This window comes from Nereida sp. (genome assembly GCF_965655635.1).
GTDB lineage: Bacteria > Pseudomonadota > Alphaproteobacteria > Rhodobacterales > Rhodobacteraceae > Nereida.
On record NZ_CBFHHE010000013.1, the window covers coordinates 14074 to 37401 of the forward strand.

General features: G+C 53.5%; 24 protein-coding genes. 16 read left to right on the forward strand and 8 right to left on the reverse strand.

What is annotated here, in order from left to right; genetic code table 11:
- The first annotated feature begins 97 nt into the window (after positions 1-97).
- Positions 98-850, forward strand: coding sequence for a sulfite exporter TauE/SafE family protein (locus ACTF5M_RS06040; protein ID WP_438960157.1), 753 nt, complete (start codon positions 98-100; stop codon positions 848-850).
- Here the strand turns inward: ACTF5M_RS06040 and ACTF5M_RS06045 are convergent.
- Positions 847-1053, reverse strand: a complete 207-nt coding sequence (locus tag ACTF5M_RS06045; RefSeq protein WP_438960158.1) for a hypothetical protein — start codon at positions 1051-1053, stop codon at positions 847-849. The genes ACTF5M_RS06040 and ACTF5M_RS06045 overlap by 4 nt on opposite strands.
- A 238-nt stretch (positions 1054-1291) precedes the next feature.
- Here ACTF5M_RS06045 and ACTF5M_RS06050 point away from each other — a divergent pair, with 238 nt between their 5' ends.
- The 9 genes from ACTF5M_RS06050 (at position 1292) to ACTF5M_RS06090 (ending at position 7924) form a co-directional block, all read left to right on the forward strand.
- Positions 1292-2131, forward strand: a complete 840-nt coding sequence (locus ACTF5M_RS06050; protein ID WP_438960159.1) for an HpcH/HpaI aldolase/citrate lyase family protein — start codon at positions 1292-1294, stop codon at positions 2129-2131.
- Between the two features lie 3 nt (positions 2132-2134).
- Positions 2135-2689, forward strand: a complete 555-nt coding sequence (locus tag ACTF5M_RS06055; RefSeq protein ID WP_438960160.1) for an NnrU family protein — start codon at positions 2135-2137, stop codon at positions 2687-2689.
- 15 nt (positions 2690-2704) lie between these two features.
- The gene (locus ACTF5M_RS06060) at positions 2705-2908 is read left to right on the forward strand and encodes a DUF1737 domain-containing protein (RefSeq protein WP_438960161.1); all 204 of its coding nucleotides are present in this window, start codon (positions 2705-2707) and stop codon (positions 2906-2908) included.
- A gap of 18 nt (positions 2909-2926) precedes the next feature.
- Positions 2927-3961 carry a MaoC family dehydratase gene (locus tag ACTF5M_RS06065; RefSeq protein ID WP_438960162.1) on the forward strand — a complete coding sequence of 345 codons (1035 nt, stop codon included), beginning with the start codon at positions 2927-2929 and terminating at the stop codon, positions 3959-3961.
- 207 nt (positions 3962-4168) lie between these two features.
- Positions 4169-4552, forward strand: coding sequence for a succinate dehydrogenase, cytochrome b556 subunit (gene sdhC / locus ACTF5M_RS06070; RefSeq protein WP_048599243.1), 384 nt, complete (start codon positions 4169-4171; stop codon positions 4550-4552).
- A gap of 15 nt (positions 4553-4567) precedes the next feature.
- Positions 4568-4939, forward strand: a complete 372-nt coding sequence (gene sdhD / locus ACTF5M_RS06075) for a succinate dehydrogenase, hydrophobic membrane anchor protein (protein ID WP_438960163.1) — start codon at positions 4568-4570, stop codon at positions 4937-4939.
- A gap of 15 nt (positions 4940-4954) precedes the next feature.
- On the forward strand, positions 4955-6760 hold the full coding sequence (sdhA, locus tag ACTF5M_RS06080) for a succinate dehydrogenase flavoprotein subunit (protein ID WP_438960164.1): 1806 nt from the start codon (positions 4955-4957) through the stop codon (positions 6758-6760).
- Positions 6761-6803: 43 nt separating this feature from the next.
- Positions 6804-7133 carry a hypothetical protein gene (locus ACTF5M_RS06085; RefSeq protein WP_438960165.1) on the forward strand — a complete coding sequence of 110 codons (330 nt, stop codon included), beginning with the start codon at positions 6804-6806 and terminating at the stop codon, positions 7131-7133.
- Positions 7134-7144: 11 nt separating this feature from the next.
- The gene (locus tag ACTF5M_RS06090; protein ID WP_048599247.1) at positions 7145-7924 is read left to right on the forward strand and encodes a succinate dehydrogenase iron-sulfur subunit; all 780 of its coding nucleotides are present in this window, start codon (positions 7145-7147) and stop codon (positions 7922-7924) included.
- A gap of 81 nt (positions 7925-8005) precedes the next feature.
- On the opposite strand, the gene deoD is transcribed toward ACTF5M_RS06090, so the two are convergent.
- Both deoD and ACTF5M_RS06100 read right to left on the reverse strand, forming a co-directional pair.
- Positions 8006-8713: a purine-nucleoside phosphorylase gene (deoD, locus tag ACTF5M_RS06095; protein WP_438960166.1), complete on the reverse strand. Its 708-nt coding sequence runs from the start codon at positions 8711-8713 to the stop codon at positions 8006-8008.
- A 77-nt stretch (positions 8714-8790) separates the two neighbouring features.
- Complete coding sequence (locus tag ACTF5M_RS06100) at positions 8791-10890, reverse strand: methylmalonyl-CoA mutase family protein (protein ID WP_438960167.1); 2100 nt, start codon at positions 10888-10890, stop codon at positions 8791-8793.
- A gap of 26 nt (positions 10891-10916) precedes the next feature.
- Here ACTF5M_RS06100 and ACTF5M_RS06105 point away from each other — a divergent pair, with 26 nt between their 5' ends.
- The 6 genes from ACTF5M_RS06105 to ACTF5M_RS06130 all read left to right on the forward strand — a co-directional run bounded on the left by ACTF5M_RS06105 (position 10917) and on the right by ACTF5M_RS06130 (position 17869).
- The gene (locus ACTF5M_RS06105) at positions 10917-12314 is read left to right on the forward strand and encodes a 1-acyl-sn-glycerol-3-phosphate acyltransferase (RefSeq protein WP_438960168.1); all 1398 of its coding nucleotides are present in this window, start codon (positions 10917-10919) and stop codon (positions 12312-12314) included.
- A gap of 114 nt (positions 12315-12428) precedes the next feature.
- A complete protein-coding gene (gene ccrA, locus ACTF5M_RS06110; protein WP_438960169.1) occupies positions 12429-13715 on the forward strand; it encodes a crotonyl-CoA carboxylase/reductase in 1287 nt (428 codons plus the stop codon).
- Positions 13716-14065: 350 nt separating this feature from the next.
- Positions 14066-14632, forward strand: a complete 567-nt coding sequence (locus ACTF5M_RS06115; RefSeq protein WP_438960170.1) for an autoinducer binding domain-containing protein — start codon at positions 14066-14068, stop codon at positions 14630-14632.
- Positions 14633-14920: 288 nt separating this feature from the next.
- Positions 14921-15442 carry an acyl-homoserine-lactone synthase gene (locus ACTF5M_RS06120; protein WP_438960171.1) on the forward strand — a complete coding sequence of 174 codons (522 nt, stop codon included), beginning with the start codon at positions 14921-14923 and terminating at the stop codon, positions 15440-15442.
- Positions 15443-15605: 163 nt separating this feature from the next.
- Entirely contained in the window at positions 15606-17147 is a 1542-nt protein-coding gene (locus tag ACTF5M_RS06125) for an ATP-dependent DNA helicase (protein WP_438960172.1), read from the forward strand.
- Positions 17144-17869, forward strand: coding sequence for an SDR family oxidoreductase (locus ACTF5M_RS06130; RefSeq protein WP_438960173.1), 726 nt, complete (start codon positions 17144-17146; stop codon positions 17867-17869). Before ACTF5M_RS06125 ends, ACTF5M_RS06130 begins: the two co-directional genes overlap by 4 nt.
- A gap of 20 nt (positions 17870-17889) precedes the next feature.
- Here the strand turns inward: ACTF5M_RS06130 and ACTF5M_RS06135 are convergent, their stop codons facing one another.
- The 5 genes from ACTF5M_RS06135 to ACTF5M_RS06155 form a co-directional block, all read right to left on the reverse strand.
- Complete coding sequence (locus ACTF5M_RS06135; protein WP_438960174.1) at positions 17890-18645, reverse strand: TIGR02186 family protein; 756 nt, start codon at positions 18643-18645, stop codon at positions 17890-17892.
- Positions 18646-19566, reverse strand: coding sequence for a sulfite exporter TauE/SafE family protein (locus ACTF5M_RS06140; RefSeq protein ID WP_438960175.1), 921 nt, complete (start codon positions 19564-19566; stop codon positions 18646-18648).
- Positions 19567-19635: 69 nt separating this feature from the next.
- Positions 19636-20613 carry an ABC transporter permease gene (locus ACTF5M_RS06145; RefSeq protein WP_438960176.1) on the reverse strand — a complete coding sequence of 326 codons (978 nt, stop codon included), beginning with the start codon at positions 20611-20613 and terminating at the stop codon, positions 19636-19638.
- Positions 20613-21710 (reverse strand): ABC transporter permease, encoded by a 1098-nt coding sequence (locus tag ACTF5M_RS06150; RefSeq protein ID WP_438960177.1) that lies wholly within the window; start codon positions 21708-21710, stop codon positions 20613-20615. Before ACTF5M_RS06150 ends, ACTF5M_RS06145 begins: the two co-directional genes overlap by 1 nt.
- A 3-nt stretch (positions 21711-21713) precedes the next feature.
- Positions 21714-23285 carry an ABC transporter ATP-binding protein gene (locus ACTF5M_RS06155; RefSeq protein WP_438960178.1) on the reverse strand — a complete coding sequence of 524 codons (1572 nt, stop codon included), beginning with the start codon at positions 23283-23285 and terminating at the stop codon, positions 21714-21716.
- Positions 23286-23328 lie beyond the last annotated feature (43 nt).

A 23328-nucleotide genomic window follows, 5' to 3' on the forward strand; every position in this document is an offset into this window, starting at 1 on the left:
TGCTTGCAAGGTTTTGGATGGATGCGCCCCCTTGCTGAGCTGACCTGCGCTGACGTAAAGAACTGGCAATGCAACAATTTTCAAAGGCTTAGCCGCGATGGATCTGACTTTTTCGTTTTTCGCTCTCGCGGTACCTGCGGTGATCTTTGCGGGGATTTCAAAAGCCGGATTTGGCTCGGGTGCGGCCTTTGCGGCTGCATCGATTCTCGCGCTTGTGCTTGATCCGGCGATGGCGCTTGGAATCATGTTGCCGTTGTTGATGCTTATCGATGTCGCGGCACTTCGGGCTTATTGGGGGAAATGGGATTGGCAAAAAGCCCGTCGTCTTATTATCGGCAGCTTACCGGGTATCGCTGTGGCGATTTGGTTGTATCAGGTGGCAGACGCTGATGTGTTTCGCTTTTTGATCGGCGCGGTTTCATTATTGTTTGTCGCGTTTCAGTTGGCCAAGGCGCGCAACCTTATCCCAAGCCGTGAAAAGGCATATCCGGGGTGGGCCGGAGTTTTATCTGGCTGTGTCGCAGGCTTCACAAGCTTTGTTAGTCACGCAGGCGGGCCTCCCGTGGCTGTGTATTTGCTTGCGCAACGGCTCGATAAAATGACATATCAAGCGACCACAGTTCTCACATTCTGGGCGATCAATGCGCTCAAATCGCTTCCTTACGCCATTCTCGGCGTGTTTACGTGGCAAACCCTTTACATTGACCTGCTGCTCGCGCCGTTTGCGTTGATCGGGGCGTGGCTTGGTGTTCGGGCGCATCGCATTATCTCTGAGCGCGCGTTTTTTACGCTGACCTATGTTTTGTTGGTCATTACCGGCAGCAAGCTGATCTGGGACGCACTAACCTAAATGCTTTTGCCGGTCACGCTTAGCCGATCTGTCTTTTCAAATGCACGGCCCGAGGCAACAAGGCAGGTGGGGCCGCCCGCTTTAGTTACAGTAATGGTCCAGCTGCCCGTGGCGTTTGAGGCAAATATCTCGACCAAAGCGTTATCATCGCCAAGGCCAACAGGTTGTCTTGTCTCGCCATATTTCGTGGAAAGGTTATCCACAATTGTCGCCCGGTTTCCGCATTGGGCCAAATGTTGACTGGACGTAGCTAACGTCATTGCGGCTAGCAATAAATTCATACCAAAATTCCTCGTAAACAAACACGCGCCACATATCCCACACTAACCTTTTTATTTGGTTAACTTGGGTCAACCGCTGCATCGCAGCAATTCGCGCTTGTAATCATCGCATGAATAATGCGATGTCTGCGCAAGATAATTACTCAATCGAGGTAAGAAGATGTCTCAGCGCCCCGTCCGTTCCGTCCTTTATATTCCGGCGTCAAAAGAGCGCGCCCTTGAAAAGGCCAAAGGTTTGGCGTGCGACGCGATCATTTTCGATCTTGAGGACGCAGTCGCCATCGACGGAAAAGTGCCGGCGCGTACTTTGCTGGCCGAAACACTTCCGACAGCCGATTATGGCGCGCGCTTGCGGATTGTACGTGTGAACGGGCTTGATACCACTTGGGGCCGTGAGGATGTTTTGAGTGTTGTGAACGCAGATGCGGTTCTGCTTCCCAAAGTTAATTCCGCCGCCGATGTAGATGCCATTGCGGCATTAACGACTTTGCCGATTTGGGCGATGATGGAAACACCTTTGGGCATTCTTAATGCTGCTGAAATTGCCGCCCATCCCCGCCTTAAGGGGATGGTTATGGGCACTAACGATTTGGCAAAAGATCTCAATACGCGCCACCGGCCAGATCGTGAACCGCTGCTTACGTCGCTGCAGATGTGCTTGCTTGCAGCGCGCGCCCACGGGGTCACGATTGTCGATGGGGTTTACAATGCCTTTAAGGATGATGCGGGCCTAAAGGTAGAATGTGACCAAGGTCGTGACATGGGATTTGAGGGCAAAACCTTGATTCATCCTGCGCAGCTAGAGGTCGCTAATACGGCTTTCGCACCGTCAGAGGCCGAAATTGATTTGTCGAAGCGCCAAATTGAAGCGTTTGAACAGGCCGAGAGAGATGGGCAGGGTGTTGCTGTTGTGGACGGAAAGATCGTAGAAAACCTTCATATCGTAACGGCGCGCGCGACACTTGCAAAAGCGCACGCCATTGAGGCAATGAAGGATTAAACAATGGGTCTTCTGATCGCAGGTGTCATTTTGTGGAGTGCTGCGCACTTCTTTAAACGGTTAGCGCCTGCAGTGCGGGCAGGACTGGGCGATAAAGGACGCCTTTTGATAACTGCGGCTTTGGGCGCAAGCTTGCTATTGATCATTTTCGGCTATCGAACGGCCGACTTCATTCCTGTCTACATGCCACCGGAGTGGGCGCGCGGTGTAAACAACCTCGTCATGATTGCAGCGTTTTATGTTTTTGGGGCGTCTGCCGCAAAGCCCGCGAAAGTCTGGCTCGGTACGAAACTTCGCCATCCACAACTTACTGCAGTGGCGATCTGGGCGGTGGCGCATTTGTTGGTCAATGGTGACGCGGCATCTTTGGTGTTGTTCGGTGGACTACTGGCATGGGCCTTTGGCGCCATGGCTTTGATTAATCGCGCAGAAGGGCCGTGGGACGTGCCTGCTCAAGCACCAGTAAAAAAGGAAATTACTCTCTTCGTGATTACGGTAGTTCTTTATAGCCTTGTTGCGGCTATTCACATCTGGCTGGGTGTGAACCCGTTCGTTTAATTGAAGGTGAAAGCTATGAAACTGTATCGATTTTTATCCGAAGATGACACGTCTGACTTCTGCCACAAGGTGACGGATGCCTTGAATAAAGGATGGGAGCTTTACGGCGGCCCGACCCAAGCATGGGATACCGCAAACGGAGTAATGCGGTGTGGTCAGGCTGTGACTAAAGAAGTTGAGGGCACATACACACGCGACACAAAGCTTGGCGAACATTAAGATCAGAAAGGCACTTACATGACCTTAAACAAAACAAACGCGGGCCGCTTTTTTGAAGACTATGCGGTTGGTGATGTGATCCGTCATGCGGTGCCTCGAACGTTATCTGGGGGGGAGCGCGCACTTTACCACGCGCTCTACCCTGCGCGTCACGCAATTTATTCCTCTGATCAGTTTGCACAATCGTGCGGGCTGCGCGGTAGCCCTATCGATGACATGATCGTTTTTCATACGGTCTTTGGCAAAACCGTACCTGATGTCTCTTTGAATGCAGTCGCAAATTTGGGGTATGCGGAGGCACGTTTTTTGAAGCCTGTTTGGGCTGGTGATACGCTGCGATCTGCATCAGAGGTGATCGGCGTTAAGCAAAATTCCAACGGCAAAACTGGTGTGGTCTGGGTTCGTACACGCGGCTTGAACCAGCATGATGATGTTGTGCTGGAATACGTACGTTGGGTCATGGTGCGCAAAAATGACCTTGATGCACCCGCGCCGCAGGTAGTCATACCCGAACTGAGTAATGTGGTCCCAGCGAGCGAGTTGAACGTACCAGCTGGGCTTGATTTCAGCGTCTACGACGCGGAACTGGCTGGTGAAGCGCACCGGCTTGGTGATTATGCCGTTGGTGAGATCATTGATCACGTTGATGGGGTCACCGTTGAAGAAGCTGAGCATATGCTTGCAACGCGTCTCTGGCAAAACACCGCGAAGGTTCATTTTGACGCCACCAACCGGCCAGATGGCAAGCGGTTGATTTACGGCGGTCACGTCATCTCAATGGCGCGGGCTTTGTCATTTAACGGACTGGCAAATGCGCAAATTATAGTTGGGATTAATTCTGGTGCTCATGCGAACCCGTGTTTTGCAGGCGATACACTACGTGCGTGGTCCGAGGTTTTGGACACCGCACAAACCGCCGTGCAGGGTGTTGGTGCGATCCGGTTAAGGCTTGTGGCGACAAAGGGTGATGCAGGAATTCTGCGTGGTGACGACGGAAAATATGGACCAGACGTGCTGCTTGATCTGGATTATTGGGCGCTGATGCCGACTTAGGCGTATATGAGCGCAGGAGCCTTTAATTGTGATCACAGCTTTTTCATGTGTGATCACAATTTTCGAAAAAGATGCGAATTAGGACAATTCGAAGCAGTTTTTCTCCAACTGCGCGCGTGACTCACATTCAAAAAGAGATACAAAGGGGTTAGCCCCGCCGTGCGACCTTATTAAGGTGCGCATTGCAAGCCAACGAAGGGAACACCTATGGCCGATGTAAACCGTGGCAATCGCCCGCTTTCGCCGCATTTGGCAATTTACCGTCCTCAGTTGACGTCAATGACGTCGATCTTGACGCGTATTACTGGCAATGCACTTTTGATCTCAACTTTGCTTGTCGTTTGGTGGTTTTTGTCCGCTGCTATTTCGCCGGAGTACTTTGCGTATGCTGACGGTGTTCTGACCAGCTGGTTTGGCGACATTGTGTTGACACTTTCTGTGTTGGGCCTTTGGTATCACACCCTGGCCGGCCTGCGTCATCTTATCTGGGATATGGGATACGGCCTTGAGGTGGAGCAGGCTGAAAAGATGGGCATCGTCTGCCTTGTTGGATCAGTTGTTTTGACCCTTATTACCGTCCTCGTTGTTTAATCGGAGCGCACAGACATGGCTTATTTGACAGATAGTAAACGTGCCGCTGGACTTGGCGCTGCGAAGACAGGCACCGAGCATCATTGGTCCATGATGGTGTCCTCTGTGGCGCTGCTTTTGCTGGTCCCACTATTCGTTTTCACCGTCGGTCCCGTAATCGGGAGTAGCCACGGCGAAATGGTCGCATATTTTGCAAAACCTTTCCCTGCTATTATAACAGCACTGACATTAACCGTGAGTTTGATGCACTTTAAGAATGGCGCACAGACCCTTATCGAAGACTACGTACATGGCCCCGCGAAGAAGCTGACAATCATTGGCGTCATTTGCCTCAGCTACGCGGCCGCTGGAACCGCCCTTTTCTCAATCGCGCGCATCGCGCTGTAATATCGGAGCACACTCATGACTGCATACGATTGCGAAACACATGAATATGACGTTGTTGTCGTTGGCGCCGGTGGCGCTGGCCTGCGTGCAACGCTTGGTATGGCCGAGCAGGGCCTGCGTACGGCTTGTGTAACCAAGGTTTTCCCAACCCGCTCGCACACAGTTGCAGCGCAGGGTGGCATCGCGGCGTCCTTGTCTAACATGGGTCCTGATAACTGGCAGTGGCACATGTATGACACCGTCAAAGGATCTGACTGGCTGGGTGATACGGATGCGATGGAGTATCTGGCGCGCGAAGCACCCAAGGCCGTTTATGAGCTTGAGCACTACGGCGTGCCTTTCTCACGGACCGAAGAAGGCAAAATTTACCAACGCCCCTTTGGTGGTCACACAACCGAATTCGGTGAAGGCCCACCCGTTCAGCGTACCTGTGCTGCAGCGGACCGTACTGGTCACGCGATTTTGCACACGCTTTACGGTCAAAGCCTGAAGAACAATGCCGAGTTCTACATTGAATACTTCGCAATCGACTTGATCATGTCCGATGACGGTCAGTGTCAGGGCGTTTTGTGCTGGAAGCTTGATGACGGAACGCTGCACCTGTTCAGCGCAAAGATGGTCGTTTTGGCCACAGGCGGTTATGGCCGCGCATATTTCAGTGCAACGTCTGCCCACACCTGTACTGGTGATGGCGGTGGTATGGTTGCCCGTGCTGGTCTGCCTCTGCAGGACATGGAATTTGTTCAATTCCACCCGACCGGTATCTACGGTGCAGGTTGCCTCATCACAGAAGGTGCGCGCGGCGAGGGTGGTTATTTGACCAACTCCGAGGGCGAGCGCTTTATGGAGCGTTACGCACCAACTTACAAAGATCTTGCCAGCCGTGATGTTGTTTCGCGCTGCATGACGATGGAAATTCGTGAAGGCCGCGGTGTTGGGGCCGAAGGTGATCATATCCACCTCCACCTGAACCACCTGCCCAAAGAAACGCTTGATCTGCGCTTGCCCGGTATTTCGGAATCCGCACGGATTTTTGCAGGCGTTGACCTGACCAAAGAGCCGATCCCAGTGCTTCCAACTGTGCACTACAACATGGGCGGCATTCCAACGAACTATTGGGGTGAAGTTCTTGCCCCGACCAAAGATAACCCTGACAATGTTGCACCGGGCCTTATGGCCGTTGGTGAAGCAGGTTGTGCGAGTGTTCATGGTGCAAACCGTTTGGGCTCAAACTCACTGATCGACTTGGTTGTGTTCGGTCGTGCCGCTGCGATCCGCGCGGCGGAAGTTGTTGACCCAAAAACACCTGTCCCGACGCCGAACCAACGTTCTGTTGAAGCTGCGATCAGTCGCTTTGACGGGTTGCGTTATGCCAAAGGTCACGTGCCAACTGCTGAGCTTCGTCTTGATATGCAAAAGACAATGCAGTCAGATGCAGCCGTGTTCCGTACAGACAAAACTCTGGCGGAGGGTGTTGAGAAGATGAACGACGTCGCCGCACGTATGGGTGATGTTCAGGTGACGGACACATCAATGGTTTGGAACTCAGACCTGATGGAAACGCTTGAGCTTGGTAACCTACTGCCAAACGCAGTTGCTACCGTTGTGGCCGCTGAGGCGCGTAAGGAATCACGCGGTGCACACGCTCACGAAGATTATCCGGACCGTGATGATGAGAACTGGCGCAAGCACAGCCTCGTTTGGTTCGATGGTATGAAAGCGGGCTTAGGCTATCGCGGTGTTCACCTGAACCCATTGACCAGCCACAACGACGGCGGCATCGACCTGAAGAAAATCGCGCCAAAGGCACGCGTCTACTAATGGCGCGCAGTTTTGCGATAACTTCATTGGCAGGAGCGTTAGCATGATCCGTGCTGCGCTTTGCCTTTCTGCGGTGCTGGCCCTTGGTGCTTGTGACAAAGCCGAGCAGGCCGTTGATAAAGCGGCCCGCACAACGGCCAAAGCCGCTGTGGATGAGGTCCTCGTAACGCAGTTGCCGTTTATTCCGAAGAACCAGATCACACCCTATTCTGACTGTGTGATCGATAGTGCATCATCTGGTGAAATTCTGTCACTGACCCGCGACGCGATTGGTCAAGTCAGTCAAAGCACTCTGAACACGGTTCAAACCATTCTCACACGACCCGAAGCGATCAAGTGTATCGCCGAAGCGGGTCTGACAACTCAAGGCTAAGGAGAAATTCCATGGTTCAACTACGCCTCCCCAAAAACAGCCGCATGACCGCAGGCAAGACTTGGCCCAAGCCTGAAGGCGTGACCAACCTGCGCAAAGTCCAAGTGTACCGTTGGTCGCCTGACGACGATAAAAACCCGGCACTTGATACGTATTGGGTTGATATGGACACCTGTGGACCGATGGTTCTGGATGTTCTGATCAAGATCAAAAACGAGATTGATCCGACACTTGCATTCCGCCGGTCATGCCGCGAGGGCATCTGTGGATCGTGCGCGATGAACATCGATGGCATTAACACCCTTGCGTGTATCTACGGTGCGGATGAAGTTAAGGGTGACATCAAGATTTACCCTCTGCCGCATATGCCTGTTATCCGCGATTTGATCCCCGACCTGACGCATTTTTATGCGCAGCACGCGAGCATTATGCCGTGGCTCGAAACAAAGACGAACCGCCCAGCAAAAGAGTGGCGCCAGTCGATTGAAGATCGCAAGAAGTTGGATGGTCTTTACGAATGCGTGATGTGCGCGTCCTGCTCAACGTCGTGCCCGTCTTACTGGTGGAACGGCGACAAATACCTTGGGCCAGCAGCATTGTTGCACGCATATCGCTGGATAATTGATAGCCGCGATGAAGCTACAGGCGAGCGCTTGGATGATCTTGAGGATCCGTTCAAGCTGTATCGCTGCCACACCATTATGAACTGTGCAAAGACTTGCCCGAAGGGATTGAACCCAGCGAAGGCCATTGCGTCAATTAAGCAAATGATGGTCGAGCGCACGGTCTAGGGTGTCCGTTCAGACTGAGGCAAATAATCAAAAAGCCCCGCCAATTGGTGGGGCTTTTTCTTTGTGGCGGCTAGCCTGGCTTTAACTGGGAAACGCAGCCTCAAGAGCGATTTCCACCATTTCCCCAAAGCTGCTTTGGCGTTCATCAGCAGGAATAGCATCGCCCGTTAGCAGGTGGTCTGACACAGTCATAACAGCCAGTGCCTTACGGCCAAACCGCGCCGCCAGGTTGTAAAGCTCGGCTGCTTCCATCTCGACTGCCAGAATACCATGGCGTGTCATCATTTCAGTCAGATCAGGGCGCTCGTCGTAAAAAACATCCGACGAGTAGATATTGCCTACGTGCACGTTAGAGCCTTTGGCCTTCGCGGCTGTAACTGCCTGTGACAACAGCCCATAGTCTGCGCAGGGGGCAAAGTTAACTTCCTTGAAGACGCCTGCGGACGGGGTGGAAATGGATGAGGCGGTCATCGCGATCACAACGTCACGGATACCAACGTGATATTGCATTGATCCGGTTGAACCAATGCGGATCAGGTTTTGCACATCATATTCGTTTATCAACTCATGGGCATAGATCGATAGGGATGCCATCCCCATCCCCGAGCCGTGGATCGTTACACGATTGCCTTTCCACATGCCTGTAAAGCCAAGCATGCCGCGAATTTCGTTGATACACTTCACGTCATCCAGAAACGTCTCAGCGGCCCATTTGGCGCGCAGTGGATCACCGGGCATCAAAACAGTTTCAGCAATGTCGCCTTTTTGTGCGCCAATATGGTGGGTCATGGTCGTGCTCCGCGTTTAGGTGGTTGGCGTTAAACTGCCTTCGCACGCGCTGCTCCACAAGCCCCTCTATTGTGCGGTTATTGTGCCGCAACGTCCTGTGGCTCAACCAGCTCTACCAAATCCGTCATAATCCGGTTCAGCTCGAAGTCTTTTGGTGTGTAGACTTTGGCAACACCCATGGCGCGCAAACGGTCAGCGTCATCCTCTGGAATTATTCCGCCAACGACGACGGGGATGTGCGCAAGTCCAGCGGTACGTAGCTTATCCATCAAGTCACCCATAAGTGGAATGTGACTGCCAGACAGGATCGACAGACCAATCACATGGGCGTCATCTTCCAAAGCGGCTGACACGATCTCGTCAGGGGTGAGGCGGATCCCTTCATAGCTGATGTCCATTCCGCAATCACGGGCGCGTGCTGCGATTTGTTCGGCGCCGTTGGAGTGTCCATCAAGACCAGGTTTGCCAACAAGAAACTTTAGGCGGCGGCCCAGCTTGTCACTGACCGCGTCAACGGCCGCACGGATATTCTCAAGGCCTTCGGTCCGGTTGGAGGGGTTCTTGGATACACCAGTCGGGCCGCGGTACTGCCCAAAGGCGGTTCGAACAACATTGCCCCATTCGCCTGTGGTTGCACCGGCTTTGGCCGCTTTGATTGATGCAGGCATCACGTTGATACCCGTCGCGGCAGCTTGGCGCAGCTCATCAAGTGCTTCTTTAACGGCGCTGTCGTCACGCTCGCTGCGCCATGCATTCAGCCGCTCAATCTGGTCCCGCTCTGCGTCAGCATCCGCCACCATAATTGCCTCATCGCCGGCGGTAAGGGGCGAGGGCTCTCCGGTGGTGAATTTATTGACGCCAACCACAGTGGTCTCGCCTTGCTCAATGTCGCCGATCCGCTCTGCGTTGGCTTCGACAAGACGTGACTTCATGTATTCGATCGCTTCAACAGCCCCGCCCATGCCGTCAATCGTTGCAAGTTCTGCGCGCGCGCCCTCTTTCAGGCTTTCGACTTTCCGGTCAACTGCTGGGTTGCCGTCAAACAGATCGTCGTATTCCAGCAGGTCCGTTTCAAACGCCATGATCTGCTGCATGCGCAAAGACCATTGCTGGTCCCAAGGACGTGGCAGGCCCAATGCTTCGTTCCAAGCGGGCAGTTGAACCGCGCGGGCACGGGCTTTCTTGGATAGGGTCACCGCAAGCATTTCCACCAAGATACGGTAGACGTTGTTTTCGGGCTGTTGCTCGGTCAGGCCGAGAGAGTTCACCTGAACGCCGTACCGGAAGCGGCGGAACTTTGGATCTTCCACGCCGTAACGCTCGCGACAGATTTCATCCCACAGGTCAACAAATGCGCGCATTTTGCACATCTCGGTTACAAACCGGATGCCTGCGTTTACGAAAAAGCTGATCCGGCCAACCATGGCGGGGAAGTGTTCGGCCGGGACTTTGCCTTTCAGATCATCAAGCACAGCGGTTGCTGTAGCAAGCGCGAAGGCGAGTTCTTGCTCTGGTGTCGCACCAGCTTCTTGGAGGTGGTACGAGCAAATGTTCATTGGGTTCCATTTTGGCAGATGCTCGCGGGTATAGGCGGCAACATCTGTAATCATACGCATGGATGGTTTGGGCGGGCAGACATATGTGCCGCGTGACAGGTATTCTTTGATGATGTCATTTTGCACTGTGCCTTGCAGTGCCGAGATGTCCGCGCCTTGTTCTTCCGCAACCGCGATATAGAGCGCCAACAACCACGGTGCCGTGGCGTTGATCGTCATCGATGTGTTCATCTGATCTAGTGGTATGTCATCAAACAGGGCACGCATGTCACCAAGATGGGCCACTGGCACGCCGACTTTGCCAACTTCGCCGCGGGACAGTTCATGGTCGCTGTCATATCCTGTTTGTGTTGGCAGATCGAAAGCAACAGAAAGCCCTGTCTGTCCTTTTGCCAAGTTCCCACGGTATAGCGCATTAGATGCCTTCGCCGTTGAGTGGCCCGCATATGTCCTGAACAGCCAAGGGCGATCTTTGGTGCGGTCTTGAGTGGCGTTGGTCATGGCAGGCTCCACAGTTGGCTGTTGGCCCAAAGGGGCCGAATCTAGTTGCGCAATAAAATTACACACACATAGGGTGTATCGGACACAATATACTCCTGTCAATCCGCTGCGCCGCAGCATGTGGGCATTTACCCCGCCGCAGCAACATGCGAGTTATAGATATGTTTGAAACAGTTGCTTTGCCCGCTTGGGTTCTCGTTCTGATCGGCATTGCAGCTGCTATCTCTATCGGAGAGCGGCTCTTGTTTCCTTCTGTCCGGTGGTTTTTGCGCAAACGTGCAGAGCGTGTTGTGGCGAAAGTAAACGAGCGGCTGACCCGCCCTATCCAACCTTTCAAGCTGGCGCGGCGCGCTGATATGATCCAAAGACTGACGTATGATCGTGATGTATTGGCGGCTGTATCGGAATATGCCTCTGAGGAAGGGATGCCTGACGAGGTGGCCTTAGAAATGGCCCGCAGATACGCCCGCGAAATTGTTCCTTCATTTAGTGCGACAGCTTATTTTGGCGTGGGTATTCGGGTGGCGCGTTGGCTCGGCAATACGCTGTATCACGTACGTCTTGGCCATGTTGAGCGCGCTGAGATTGATCAGGATGCGACGGTCGTCTTCATCATGAACCACCGCTCCAACATGGATTACATGCTGGTCACTTACTTGGCGGCAGATGCTTCTGCGTTGTCTTATGCGGTCGGTGAGTGGGCGCGTGTTTGGCCTCTGTCACGTTTAATCCGTTCAATGGGTGCGTATTTTATCCGGCGCCGTTCACGTAATGCGCTCTACCGGCGCGTTCTTGCGCGGTATGTGCAAATGGCTACCGAGAATGGCGTGACACAGGCTGTGTTTCCTGAGGGCGGCCTAAGTCTTGATGGAAAAGTGGCGGCGCCCAAGCTTGGGCTGTTGAATTATATTATTGAAGGGTGGACCCCAGAAAGCCGTGATGTTGTCTTTGTGCCTGTTGCCTTGAATTACGACCGGATACTTGAGGACCGCATTCTCATTTCAGCGGGCCAACGGGGTGACCGTAAGTTTAACGCCCGCATGTCAGTAGTGGGTGGCTTCATTTTAAAGCATGTGTGGCTTCGTATTTGTCGGCGTGCCTATAAATTTGGGGTTGCGAGCGTCAGTTTTGGAAAGCCGCTGTCGTTGCGTGAATTTGCAACACATCATGCGGAGTTGCCGCGTACTTTGGGCCGTGAACTGATGACGCGGATTGAAAACGTAATGCCTGTACTGCCGATCCCGGTGTTGAGCACTGTCTTGCTGGAGGCCGCGGACGGTGCAACCGGCGCTGATCTTGAATCGGCCGTTACCAAATACTTTGCAGGCCTTGATGATGACACGGCGCACAACGTGTCCTGTGGTGATGCAGCGTCAATTGTTGCTGAAGGTTTGAAGGTTATGACGGCCCGACGCTTGATTACACAGACTGGCTCAATCGTGCGGGTGAAAGACGATCAACGCCATATTCTTGAGTATTATGCGAACTCTATCGTGCATGTGCAGCGTAAAAATATAGAAAATTCTGCGACTGCTGGGTTATAAAATTACAAATATGTATAAAAAATTGTTGCTATATTACCTGCAGGGTCATATTCAAGGAAGTGTCGACAGTGATTCTGCGCTGCGGCACCTGAAATTTGGAACGGAGACCGCGCAATGGCTTTGGATACTAACAGCAACTTGATTTCATATGATGCGGTCGAGAAAGAGCTCTACGAAGTGGGTGAAATCCCTCCGATGGGCTTTGTTCCGCCAAAAATGTACTCATGGGCTATTCGCCGCGAACGTCATGGCAACCCTAATAGCGCGATGCTTCAGGAAGTGGTCGACGTTCCCACCCTGGATAGCAACGAAGTGTTGGTTCTCGTGATGGCTGCCGGCATTAACTACAACGGTGTCTGGGCAGCCCTTGGTGTGCCAATCAGCCCTTTTGATGGCCACAACCAGCCATATCATATCGCAGGTTCTGATGCGTCGGGCATTGTTTGGGCTGTTGGTGATAAAGTGACGCGCTGGAAAGTCGGCGATGAAGTTGTGATCCATTGCAACCAAGATGATGGCGATGATGAGGAGTGTAACGGCGGTGATCCGATGTACTCGCAAAGCCAGCGAATTTGGGGGTATGAGACACCTGACGGCTCGTTCAGCCAATTTACGCGGGTGCAATCGCAACAATTGATGTCGCGGCCTAAGCATCTGACGTGGGAGGAAAGCGCTTGCTACACTCTGACGCTCGCCACTGCGTACCGGATGCTTTTTGGCCACGCGCCTCATGATCTTAAGCCTGGTCAGAACGTTCTTGTTTGGGGCGCATCTGGTGGGCTTGGGTCCTACGCGATCCAGCTAATTAAGACTGCTGGTGCCAACGCGATCGGCGTTATCTCTGACGAAAGCAAGCGCGATTTCGTGATGTCACTGGGTGCCAAGGGTGTTTTGAACCGCAATGACTTCGACTGCTGGGGCCAGATGCCAACGGTTAACACACCTGAATATGCCGAGTGGTTCCGCGCCGCGCGTAAGTTCGGGGCTGCGATCTGGCAAATTACTGGCAAAGGTAACAATGTTGATATGGTGTTCGAGCACCCTGGTGAGTCCACCTTCCCGGTTTCGACCTTCGTGTGTAAGAAAGGTGGCATGGTTGTGATTTGTGCTGGCACGACTGGCTTCAACATGACCTTTGACGTCCGTTATATGTGGATGCACCAAAAGCGTCTTCAGGGCTCGCACTTCGCGCACCTCAAGCAAGCGGCTGCGGCGAACCAATTGATGGTAGAGGAACGTCTTGATCCTTGTATGTCGGAAGTTTTTGAATGGAACGACCTGCCTGAGGCCCACATGAAAATGCTCCGGAACGAGCATAAGCCGGGCAATATGTCCGTACTGGTTCAAGCGCCAAAGATCGGTCTGCGGACCTTGATCGATACGGTTGAGGCTGGAAAGTAGTAACCCCTGAGAACGGTTTGCAGGCTCCCCCTGCGCGCCGAATCGAAGCCCAATGCCATGAAGGTGTTGGGCTTCTTTCGTTTTGAACGACTTAAATTTGGCTGCCTCACTATATCTGGGGAGCTAGGATGCGCGAATTTTATATAAAATAAATACACGTTACGGTTGTGTTTATGTGAGATTCACTATTTTAGGATGAGTGTAGATGCAGAATGAATGGATATTAGACGTCCTCGTAGATCTTCGTGTTTTCGCCCGTTCCAATGGTTTGGGGCGCTTGGCTGAGCATCTTGATGACGTCGCTTTGATTGCGGCAAGTGACATCTTGGCCGTGAGGGGAGACGCACTCAATGAGTGGGGCACTGGAGAGTATCGTGAACGACCTCGAGCAAGCGAACACGCTTGAGGATTTTCAACGAATTACTGAGAACCTACAGGATTATTACAAATTAGATCATTTTATTTACCATTGGTTTAATTCTGTTGGTGAACGCTTTGGGGCAGGCACCTACAGTACCGAGTGGGTCGATCGGTACGTCCAAAAGGACTATCTGCGGATGGACCCTGTTATCCTTGGGGCGCTACAGAGATTTCACCCGCTAAATTGGAAAGATCTTGATTGGTCCAGCAAGGGGGCCAAAGAGTTTCTGCGCGAAGCCATTGACTACGGTGTAGGCAATCAAGGGCTGTCTATTCCGGTGCGTGGCCCGTCTGGTCAGTTTGCTTTATTGTCGTGCAACGCGAACACCAATGATGAGGCATGGGCGGAATTTATTGAATTAAACCAGCAGTCTTTGATCATTATCGCCCATAAGTTTAACGAGCGTGCTCTCGATTTTGACACAGGCTTTGATAACACAATCGTCAATCTTTCGCCTCGTGAACTATCCGCGATGGTGCTGCTTGCAAGGGGATAATCACGCTCTCAAGCGGCTCATGATTTGCAGATTTCAGAGCACACGCTGCGGGTCTATGTTGAGGGTGCACGTCATAAGCTGGGTGCGCTTAACACCACTCATACGGTTGCCCGTGCGCTGACCAAAGGGCTGATCGTCGTATAGCGCAAACATTCCCTTTGTGTTGCGTTGGGCGCTTTGGCGCCGCGCGTTGGCGTAAGCAGCCTTTAACAGGCTAAACACATGATGAGGCAATATTCCTGTCTGGTTTTTGGCAGGAGCCACTTTCATCAGTGATAGGACGCCCGCATGCTTCGCTACATCTACGTAGATCAGCTCGACCAATTGCCACGCCTTGCGCAAACCATGTTCCGCGATAGGGCGGTTCAGTTCAAAGACCGTCTTGGATGGGAAGTAAGCGTCGATCGCAACGGGCATGAGCGTGACGCGTACGACGACATGTGCCCGCTCTATGTCATTTGGGAACTGCCCGATGGCACCCATAGCGGCTCGATGCGGTTCTTGCCCACAACGGGCCGGACCATGGTGCACGACCATTTTGCCCACCTTGCCGGCGGAGTGCATATCGAAAGCCCGCTTATTTGGGAATGTACACGGTTTTGTATCAGCCCGCGTGCAGATGATACACGTTCTTGCGCGGCGGCATTGGTGCGTGGAGCAGGCGAGGTGATGCGACGCTTTTCTTTGCGTCACTACATTGGTGTCTTTGATCCGCGGATGGCGCGGATCTATCGCTTATACGGTGTAAGCCCTGATATCATTGGGCAGGCAGGCTCAGGTGCAGGCGAAATTTGCGTAGGCCTTTGGTAGCTGCAAGATGAGGCCTGGGCAAAGGCATATGCACGCCTAGGCATTGAGGCAGCAACGCCAGACCAGTGGTTCAAGGCGTCTTTGCAAACTTTAAATGCAAAAACTCCAGCCCAAGCTGAGACAGCCACTGGCAGCGACTGGTGCGCCGATATAGTGTCGCGCCATGAGTATACCCAGCGTCCAGTTTTCTGACGACCAAGCCCATGCGTTTGACAGCATTTCTGAGCTGTTGAAGCGCGCGGGCGTTGATATTGAAAGCGATGTGGTGCTGCCGCCACAAGACAGTAAATCCAGTGTGATGGCCGTGATCGGCAAGGCTGGCAGCGGTAAAACATTGCTGCTGGCCGAATTGTACCGTGCCATTGAAGCCGCCGGTGTCGAGGTTGTTTCAGGCGACTACGAATCCCGCAAATCTAAAGATAAACGCACGCTGGCCATTCTTGCCCCCACCAATAAAGCTGCAAGTGTGCTGCGTAACCGCGGTGTTCCCGCAACGACGATCCACCGGATCTTGTACACGCCCATGTATGATCCTGAGTATGAAAAAATTGCTGAATGGTTGGCCGGCAACACGCTTGAGCGGCCTGACGTAGAAGACCTGACGGATTTGGCGCTTGATCGCGCGTGGGCATATTATCAGACCAACAAATCAATTCCGGGCGCGCTTGCTGCGGCGGGCTTGCGCGGTTCTGATTTTATCACAGGTTGGAAACGGCGCGAGAACCCACTTGATATTGGGTTCATCGATGAATCTTCGATGCTGGATGCCAAGCAATATGAAGACCTGCAGGAAATTTTTCCAACGCTTGTGTTGTTTGGTGATCCCGCACAGCTTGCGCCAGTTAATCAATCTGGGGGTATGGTTTTTGATGGTCTCAAAGGGCCGCGCAAGCTCGAACTGAGCCGCGTCCACCGGCAAACCAAAGACAATCCCATTCTTGATATGGCCCATGCATTGGCGGACCCATCGCTTGAGTTTCATCACTTTGAGCAGATGGTAAGAGACGCCTCCCAAAAAGATGATCGGGTCGTATGGGCCGATCGGGTGAATTGCGATTTGATGGCGCGCTCGCCGTGTCTTGTGTGGCGTAACGCGACGCGGATCAAATTGATCAATGCGTTTCGCGGTGCCTACAGCGCGCCAGGGGAAGAGCTGCTGGAAGGTGAGCCGCTTATTTGTGACGGTATTGAGTTACCTATGAAGCACCGCAAGAAGCGGCTCGATCTTGAGGCGCGAGGTCTGATTAAAGGCGCGCAGGTCATCTATATGGGCCTTGGCCGCAAGCCTGGCTTTTCACGCCTGCACGTCATGGGGGCCGAGGACCCGCAGGTGAGTGCCGCGTCAATTATGAAGTTAGAAAAGCCCGGCGAGGAAGAGCCTGTCATCCCGTTTGCCGCGCGCATGGGGGCTACTTTTCTGCACGGTGCCGCGGTGACAATTCACAAGGCGCAGGGCTCGCAATGGGATGAAGTGCAGGTGTTTGCACCAGATATTTTTGTTGCCGCGCGCATGGGCCGTTCTGAGGCGGGGCAGCCGCTATGGAAGCGCTTGGCATATGTCGCAATTACGCGGGCAGAGACACGCCTTCATTGGTGCGTACGCGCTGCTCTTGCCCGTCCCAAGGGGCCGCTGATCATTGATGATTTGCCGAGCAAGCCCTCACCGCTTACCCTTGAAGCCGAACCTTTGGAGGCAAACTCATGAAGTCGATCATTATCACTGGGGCAAGCAGCGGCATTGGCGCGGTCACAGCACGCTATTTCTTGCAGAACGGTTGGCGCGTTGGTCTTATGGCGCGTACGGCTTCTTCGTTGGAAGATATAGCCGGGGGCCATGAGAACGCCGTTTGCCTACCGTGTAACGTGACTGATGAAGCAGCGGTTGATGCCGCGTTTGAAACCTTTTCACGCAATCACCGTTTAGATGTTTTGTTCAATAACGCAGGCCAGTTTGGACCGCAAAAGAGCATTGATGAAATCCAGCTGGCCGATTGGCAGGCGACCGTTGATGTAAACCTGACAGGCATGTTTTTGTGCGCCCGTGCTGCGTTTCGAACCATGCGGCACCAATCCGATCAGGGCGGTCGGATCATCAACAACGGCTCGATCAGTGCGCATACCCCGCGTGAGGGGTCGACGTGTTACACGACAACAAAACACGGCGTTTCTGGCCTGACCAAGACGATCACACTTGATGGGCGTCCCTTTGGTATTGCTTGTGGTCAAATTGACATTGGCAATGCCCGTACAGATTTAGTGGCGAACCTTGAAGTAAAGCGTGCGGCCGACGGCTTGCCGCCGTTGCCCACAATGGCCGTTGAAGATGTGGCGAAGTCCGTCTTTCACATGGTGAGCTTACCAGAGGAAGCCAACGTTCAAACCATGATGGTGATGGCCAGCGCAATGCCCCACATCGGGCGCGGCTAACGATACTGCATGCCGTTTTCTTAGCGTTGGAACACACGGAAAATTGCTGATGCACCCCAACCGGCGCTAATTGCGATGATCAGCGACAGGATACCGTAGTAGAACGGTTGTTGGCGTGACAAGTTGTACATCCAACGCTCAAGCCCCGCTTTGCGCACATCAAGAATCGTGCTGTAGGTTGAGATAACCTTTTTGTCTTTCAACAGAAAAACGCTGACTTCGTAGGCGCCTTCGACAAGGTTAGCAGGTAACTCAACGTCTGTGCGGAACAAGGTATTGTCGATCAGCGCGGCATCCCATTCGCGCAATTGGTATTTGTTGGCGTCTTGGCGGATGCGCATCAACGCTTTGGTGAACAGCGCCACATCGTTGTCGCCGTGGCCCTCTGCGCTTGGCTTGATAACGCGGGGTAGGGTGATCTCGTAATAACGATCTGCCTCTTCACCCAAGATATCTGCGATGGGGCGCGTTGTTTCGATCGCGTAGAACGATGGCGCTGCGTCGACCTCAACGGTTGCGGCGTTCACCCATATGCCAAAGCGGCGATCTTTGCGGTAAACTGTGGTTGCTTGATCCGGACCCTTTACGGTGACGATCAGGTCAAGCTTGGCTTCTTGCGTCACCGCACTTTCGTGCTTGATTGCACCAAAAACCAAAATATCTGAGCCATCGAAAGTTGTTGTAATGGCCACCTCGCTCTCGGACAGGCCAAGTACCAAGTTCTGTGCAGCGGCTGGTGTCGCCAGCAAAAGCGTGATGAGAAAAGCACGTAGCATCTAGTGCCCTCCCAAGCCGATAGAATACAGCTCCGACGGGGTCAGCAGCAGATCCAGTGCAAGCTTGGCACAGACACCAAGCACCATCAGCGCAAGCAAAATACGCAGGTGCTCTGCCTTCATCTTGGCGCCGATCCGCGTTCCGACCTGTGCGCCGATAACGCCGCCAACCAATAGCAAAACCGCCAGCATCATATCCACGGTATAGTTTGTGGTGGCGTGCAGCATTGTGGTGAACGCGGTTACAAAGATGATCTGAAAAAGGGATGTCCCCACGACAACTTTAGTAGGCATGCCAAGCAGATAGATCATCGCAGGCACCATAATAAAGCCGCCGCCAACGCCCATGATTGCTGCCAGAATACCCACGACAACACCAACGATCACAGGCGGGATCACACTAATATAGAGGCCCGAGACGCGGAACTTCATCTTGAACGGCAGCGAGTGAATCCACGTGTGGTTCTTGCGCTTGCGCGGTGCCGTGCCCGCAGGGGCGTTGGTGCGGCGGATCGCGTTGAGGCTTTCGATAAACATCAAACCGCCGACAACGCCCAAAAAGACAACGTAACAAAGCTTTACCAGCAGATCGACTTGCCCCAAGGACTTCAGGTAGTTGAAAACAACCACACCCAGTGCTGCGCCGATCAGTCCCCCCACAAGGAGAACGGTGCCCATCCTGAAATCAACGGTTTTTCGTTTGAAGTGCGCAAGCACACCAGAGAACGACGAGGCTACAATCTGGTTTGCTTCAGTGGCCACAGCAACTGCGGGCGGGATGCCGATAAAGAACAGCAAGGGGGTCATCAGAAAGCCACCACCCACACCAAACATCCCTGACAAGATACCGACGATGCCGCCGAGACCTAACAAAAGAAATGCGTTAACGGAAACTTCCGCGATGGGCAGGTAGATTTGCATGGCTTTCCTTCAACCTATTCTGGCCTGACTTCAACCGCCAAATTGAAAAGCACTATGAGTCCAGTTGTCTTACCGCTCTTTCACATATGGCTCGCCGCCAGCCCGCGGGGGGATGGCTTTTCCAACAAATCCGGCCAAGATCACAACTGTCAAAATGTACGGCAATGCATCAAGCAATTGGATTTGCACTTTGAAGCCAAACGCCGCGGTCAAAAGATCAGGACGCAAGGCAATCGCTTGTAGATAGCCAAACAACAGACACGCGGCCAATGCATACCACGGCCGCCACTTGGCAAAGATCAGCGCGGCAAGGGCGATGTAGCCACGGCCTGCGGTCATGTCTTTGACGAAGCCTGCCTGCAGTGCGGTCGCCAAATAGGCACCCGCAAGCCCGCACAATACACCGCAAATTAAGACTGCCGCATAGCGCAGGCCAACCACGGAAACGCCCGCGGTATCGACCGCGGCGGGGTTCTCACCGACGGCGCGCAGGCGCAGGCCGAAGCGTGTGCGAAACAGGACCCACCACGTCAGCGGCACCATTGCGACTGCCACATAAACCAGCAGAGCATGCCCGCCGATCAAGCTGGCGTAAACCGGTCCCGCAACGGGCACAGGCATGAAAGTTTCGGCGAACGGAAATTCAATTGGGTTGAACCGCGCAGCGCCCTCAAGCTGGGGTGTGCGCCCGCCTTGTTTGAACCAGCTTTGTGCAATCAAAACGGTCATTCCAGCAGCGAGAAAATTGATTGCCACCCCAGAGATAAGTTGGTTGCCGCGGAATGTGATCGAGGCCAGACCGTGGATGATTGACAAGGTGACTGAGGCCAAAATGCCGGCCCCAAGCCCAAGCCAAACAGAGCCCGTGTTGAAGCTGATCGCGGCAGAAAAGAACGCGGAAATCAACATTTTGCCTTCAAGGCCGATGTCAAAAATACCTGCACGTTCGCTGAACAGTCCGGCAAGGCACGCCAATAACAAGGGCGTCGCCAACCGGATTGATGTCTCAAGAACAGGAACGGAGAAGAGGTTCAGAAAATCCCACATTATGCTGCTCCCTCTTTGCGCATCATTAAGAATATTTTCTCAAGGGGTATGCGGATCATGTTGTCGAGCGCCCCTGTGAACATGATGACCAGCGCCTGGATCACGATGATCAATTCACGGGGGATGTTCGTCCAAAGCGCCAGTTCTGCACCGCCCTGATACAAAAAGCCAAACAAGATCGCGGCAAGAAGCACCCCAAGCGGGTGGCTGCGGCCCATCAGTGCCACGGCGATGCCGATGAAACCGGCGCCTTCGACGCTGCCTAACACCAGACGCTCGGCCTCGCCCATGACGTTGTTGATCGCCATGCAGCCCGCCAACGCGCCCGAGATGATCATTGAGATGATAATAATTTTGGTAGGGCTGATGCCGGCGTATTTCGCGGCGCTTTCGCTTTCGCCGTAGGCGCGAATTTCAAAGCCCAGACGGGTCCGCCAGATCAAGAACCAAACGCCGACGCAGGCCAGCAAGCTTATGAAAAAGCTGACGTTTGCAGGTGCGCCACGGAACACTGGCTTTTCGCCCCAGCTGAACAAATCTTGGAATGTCGGAAGGTGCGTGGTGGCCGCAAATTTTGCGGTTGCCGGATCCATCGCACCTGAGGGTTTGAGCATACCCACCAAGAGGTAGTTCAAAAGCGCTGCTGCAATGAAGTTGAACATGATTGTGGTGATAACAATGTGGCTGCCCCGTTTGGCTTGCAAATACGCAGGGATCGCAGCCCAAATTGCAGCAAAAGCAGCAGCGCCGATAATGGCCACGGGCAAAGCCAGTGCCCAGTGCGGAAACGGAATATAAAGACACACCAATGCCACGCCCAAACCGCCAAGCATGGCCTGTCCCTCACCGCCAATGTTGAACATGCGCGCATGAAACGCGACTGATACGGCAAGGCCTGTGAAGATAAAGTTGGTCGCGTAGTAAAGCGTGTAGCCCCAGCCATAGGTAGAACCAATAGCGCCTTCGACCATTAGCTTTGCAGCCGCAATAGGGTCTTCACCGATGGCAAGGATCACTAGCGCCGACAGCACTGCCGCAAGAATAAGCGAAATAAGAGGGACCAGAACCGCGTCGGCCCACTTTGGGATCACATCCATGCTCTAGCCCTCCTGTACTGCGTTTTGAGGCTGCGCGGCGGCGGCCTCGCGGGTCATGCCAGCCATCATCAGGCCCAGCTCTTTTTCATCTGTCTCATCGGGTAAACGTTCGCCCATGATTTGGCCGTCAAACATCACAGCAATCCGGTCAGATAGTGCGAGGATTTCTTCCAACTCAACCGAGACCAGCAGGATTGCTTTGCCTTTATCGCGCAGGGCGACAATCTGTTGGTGGATGAATTCAATAGCGCCAATATCGACGCCGCGGGTGGGCTGACCGATCAGCAACAAATCCGGGTTCCGCTCAATCTCGCGGGCCAAAACGATCTTTTGTTGGTTGCCCCCCGAAAAGGATTTTGCCGCCAGCTTTGGGTTGGGTGGGCGCACGTCAAAGCGGTCCATCTTTTCTTCGGTGTCTTGGCGCAGTGCGGCGTTGTCCATCATTAGGCGGCTGCGGTTGTAGCGGTTATCGTGATGATAGCCGAAGCCAGTGTTTTCCCACGCCGCGAAATTCATAATAAGGCCTTCGCGCTGCCTGTCTTCGGGAACGTGCGCAATGCCCCGTGCGCGCCGTGACTGTCCATCTGAATGGCGCCCAGTAAGATCAATTTCAGCGCCGTTCAGTTTGACCAAGCCTTCGCCGGATTGGATGCCGCCCAAGACTTCAAGCAACTCTGACTGCCCGTTGCCGGCCACGCCAGCAATGCCCAAAACCTCGCCAGCGCGCACAGTCAAATCAATGCCCTTGAGACGGTGAACGCCTTTGTCGTCGCTGACGTTTAGCCCCTTCACTTCAAGGACAGCCTCGCGCGGTTTTGCGGGTACTTTATCAACGCGCAGCAATACTTTGCGGCCAACCATCAACTCGGCCAGTTGTTGCGGGCTTGTCTCGGATGTCTTGACCGTGGCGGTCATTTCACCGCGCCGCATCACGCTTACGGTATCGGTGACATCCATAATTTCACGCAGCTTGTGTGTGATGAGGATAATCGTTTTCCCCTCAGCCTTGAGGCGCTGCAGAATGCGAAAAAGCTGATCTGCTTCTGCGGGGGTTAGAACGCCCGTTGGCTCATCAAGGATCAAAATGTCCGCTTGCCGGTAAAGCGCCTTAAGGATTTCAACGCGCTGCTGCATTCCCACGCCGATTTCTTCAATCAAGGCATCAGGATCCACGTTCAAGCCGTATTCACTTGCAAGGTTGATCAGTTCTTTGCGCGCCTTGCGCAGTGACGGGCCAAGGCTCCAGCCATCTTCCGCGCCTAGTACGACGTTCTCAAGAACTGTAAAATTTTCGACCAGTTTAAAGTGCTGGAACACCATACCAATGCCCGCGGCAATCGCGGCTTGGCTGTCAGGGATTTCTGTTCTTCTACCGCTGATGAAAACCTCGCCTGTGTCGGCTTTGTAAAAGCCGTAAAGGATGCTCATCAGGGTTGATTTGCCTGCGCCATTTTCACCGATAATGCCATGGATTGTGCCGGGCATTACGCGAATTGAAATGTCTTTGTTGGCTTGAACCGGTCCAAAGGCTTTCGAGATGCCCTTAAGTTCGATGGCGGGAGCAATATCAGTCATCAGAAATAAACGCCTGCGTTGTCTGAATAGGAAAGGGCCGCGC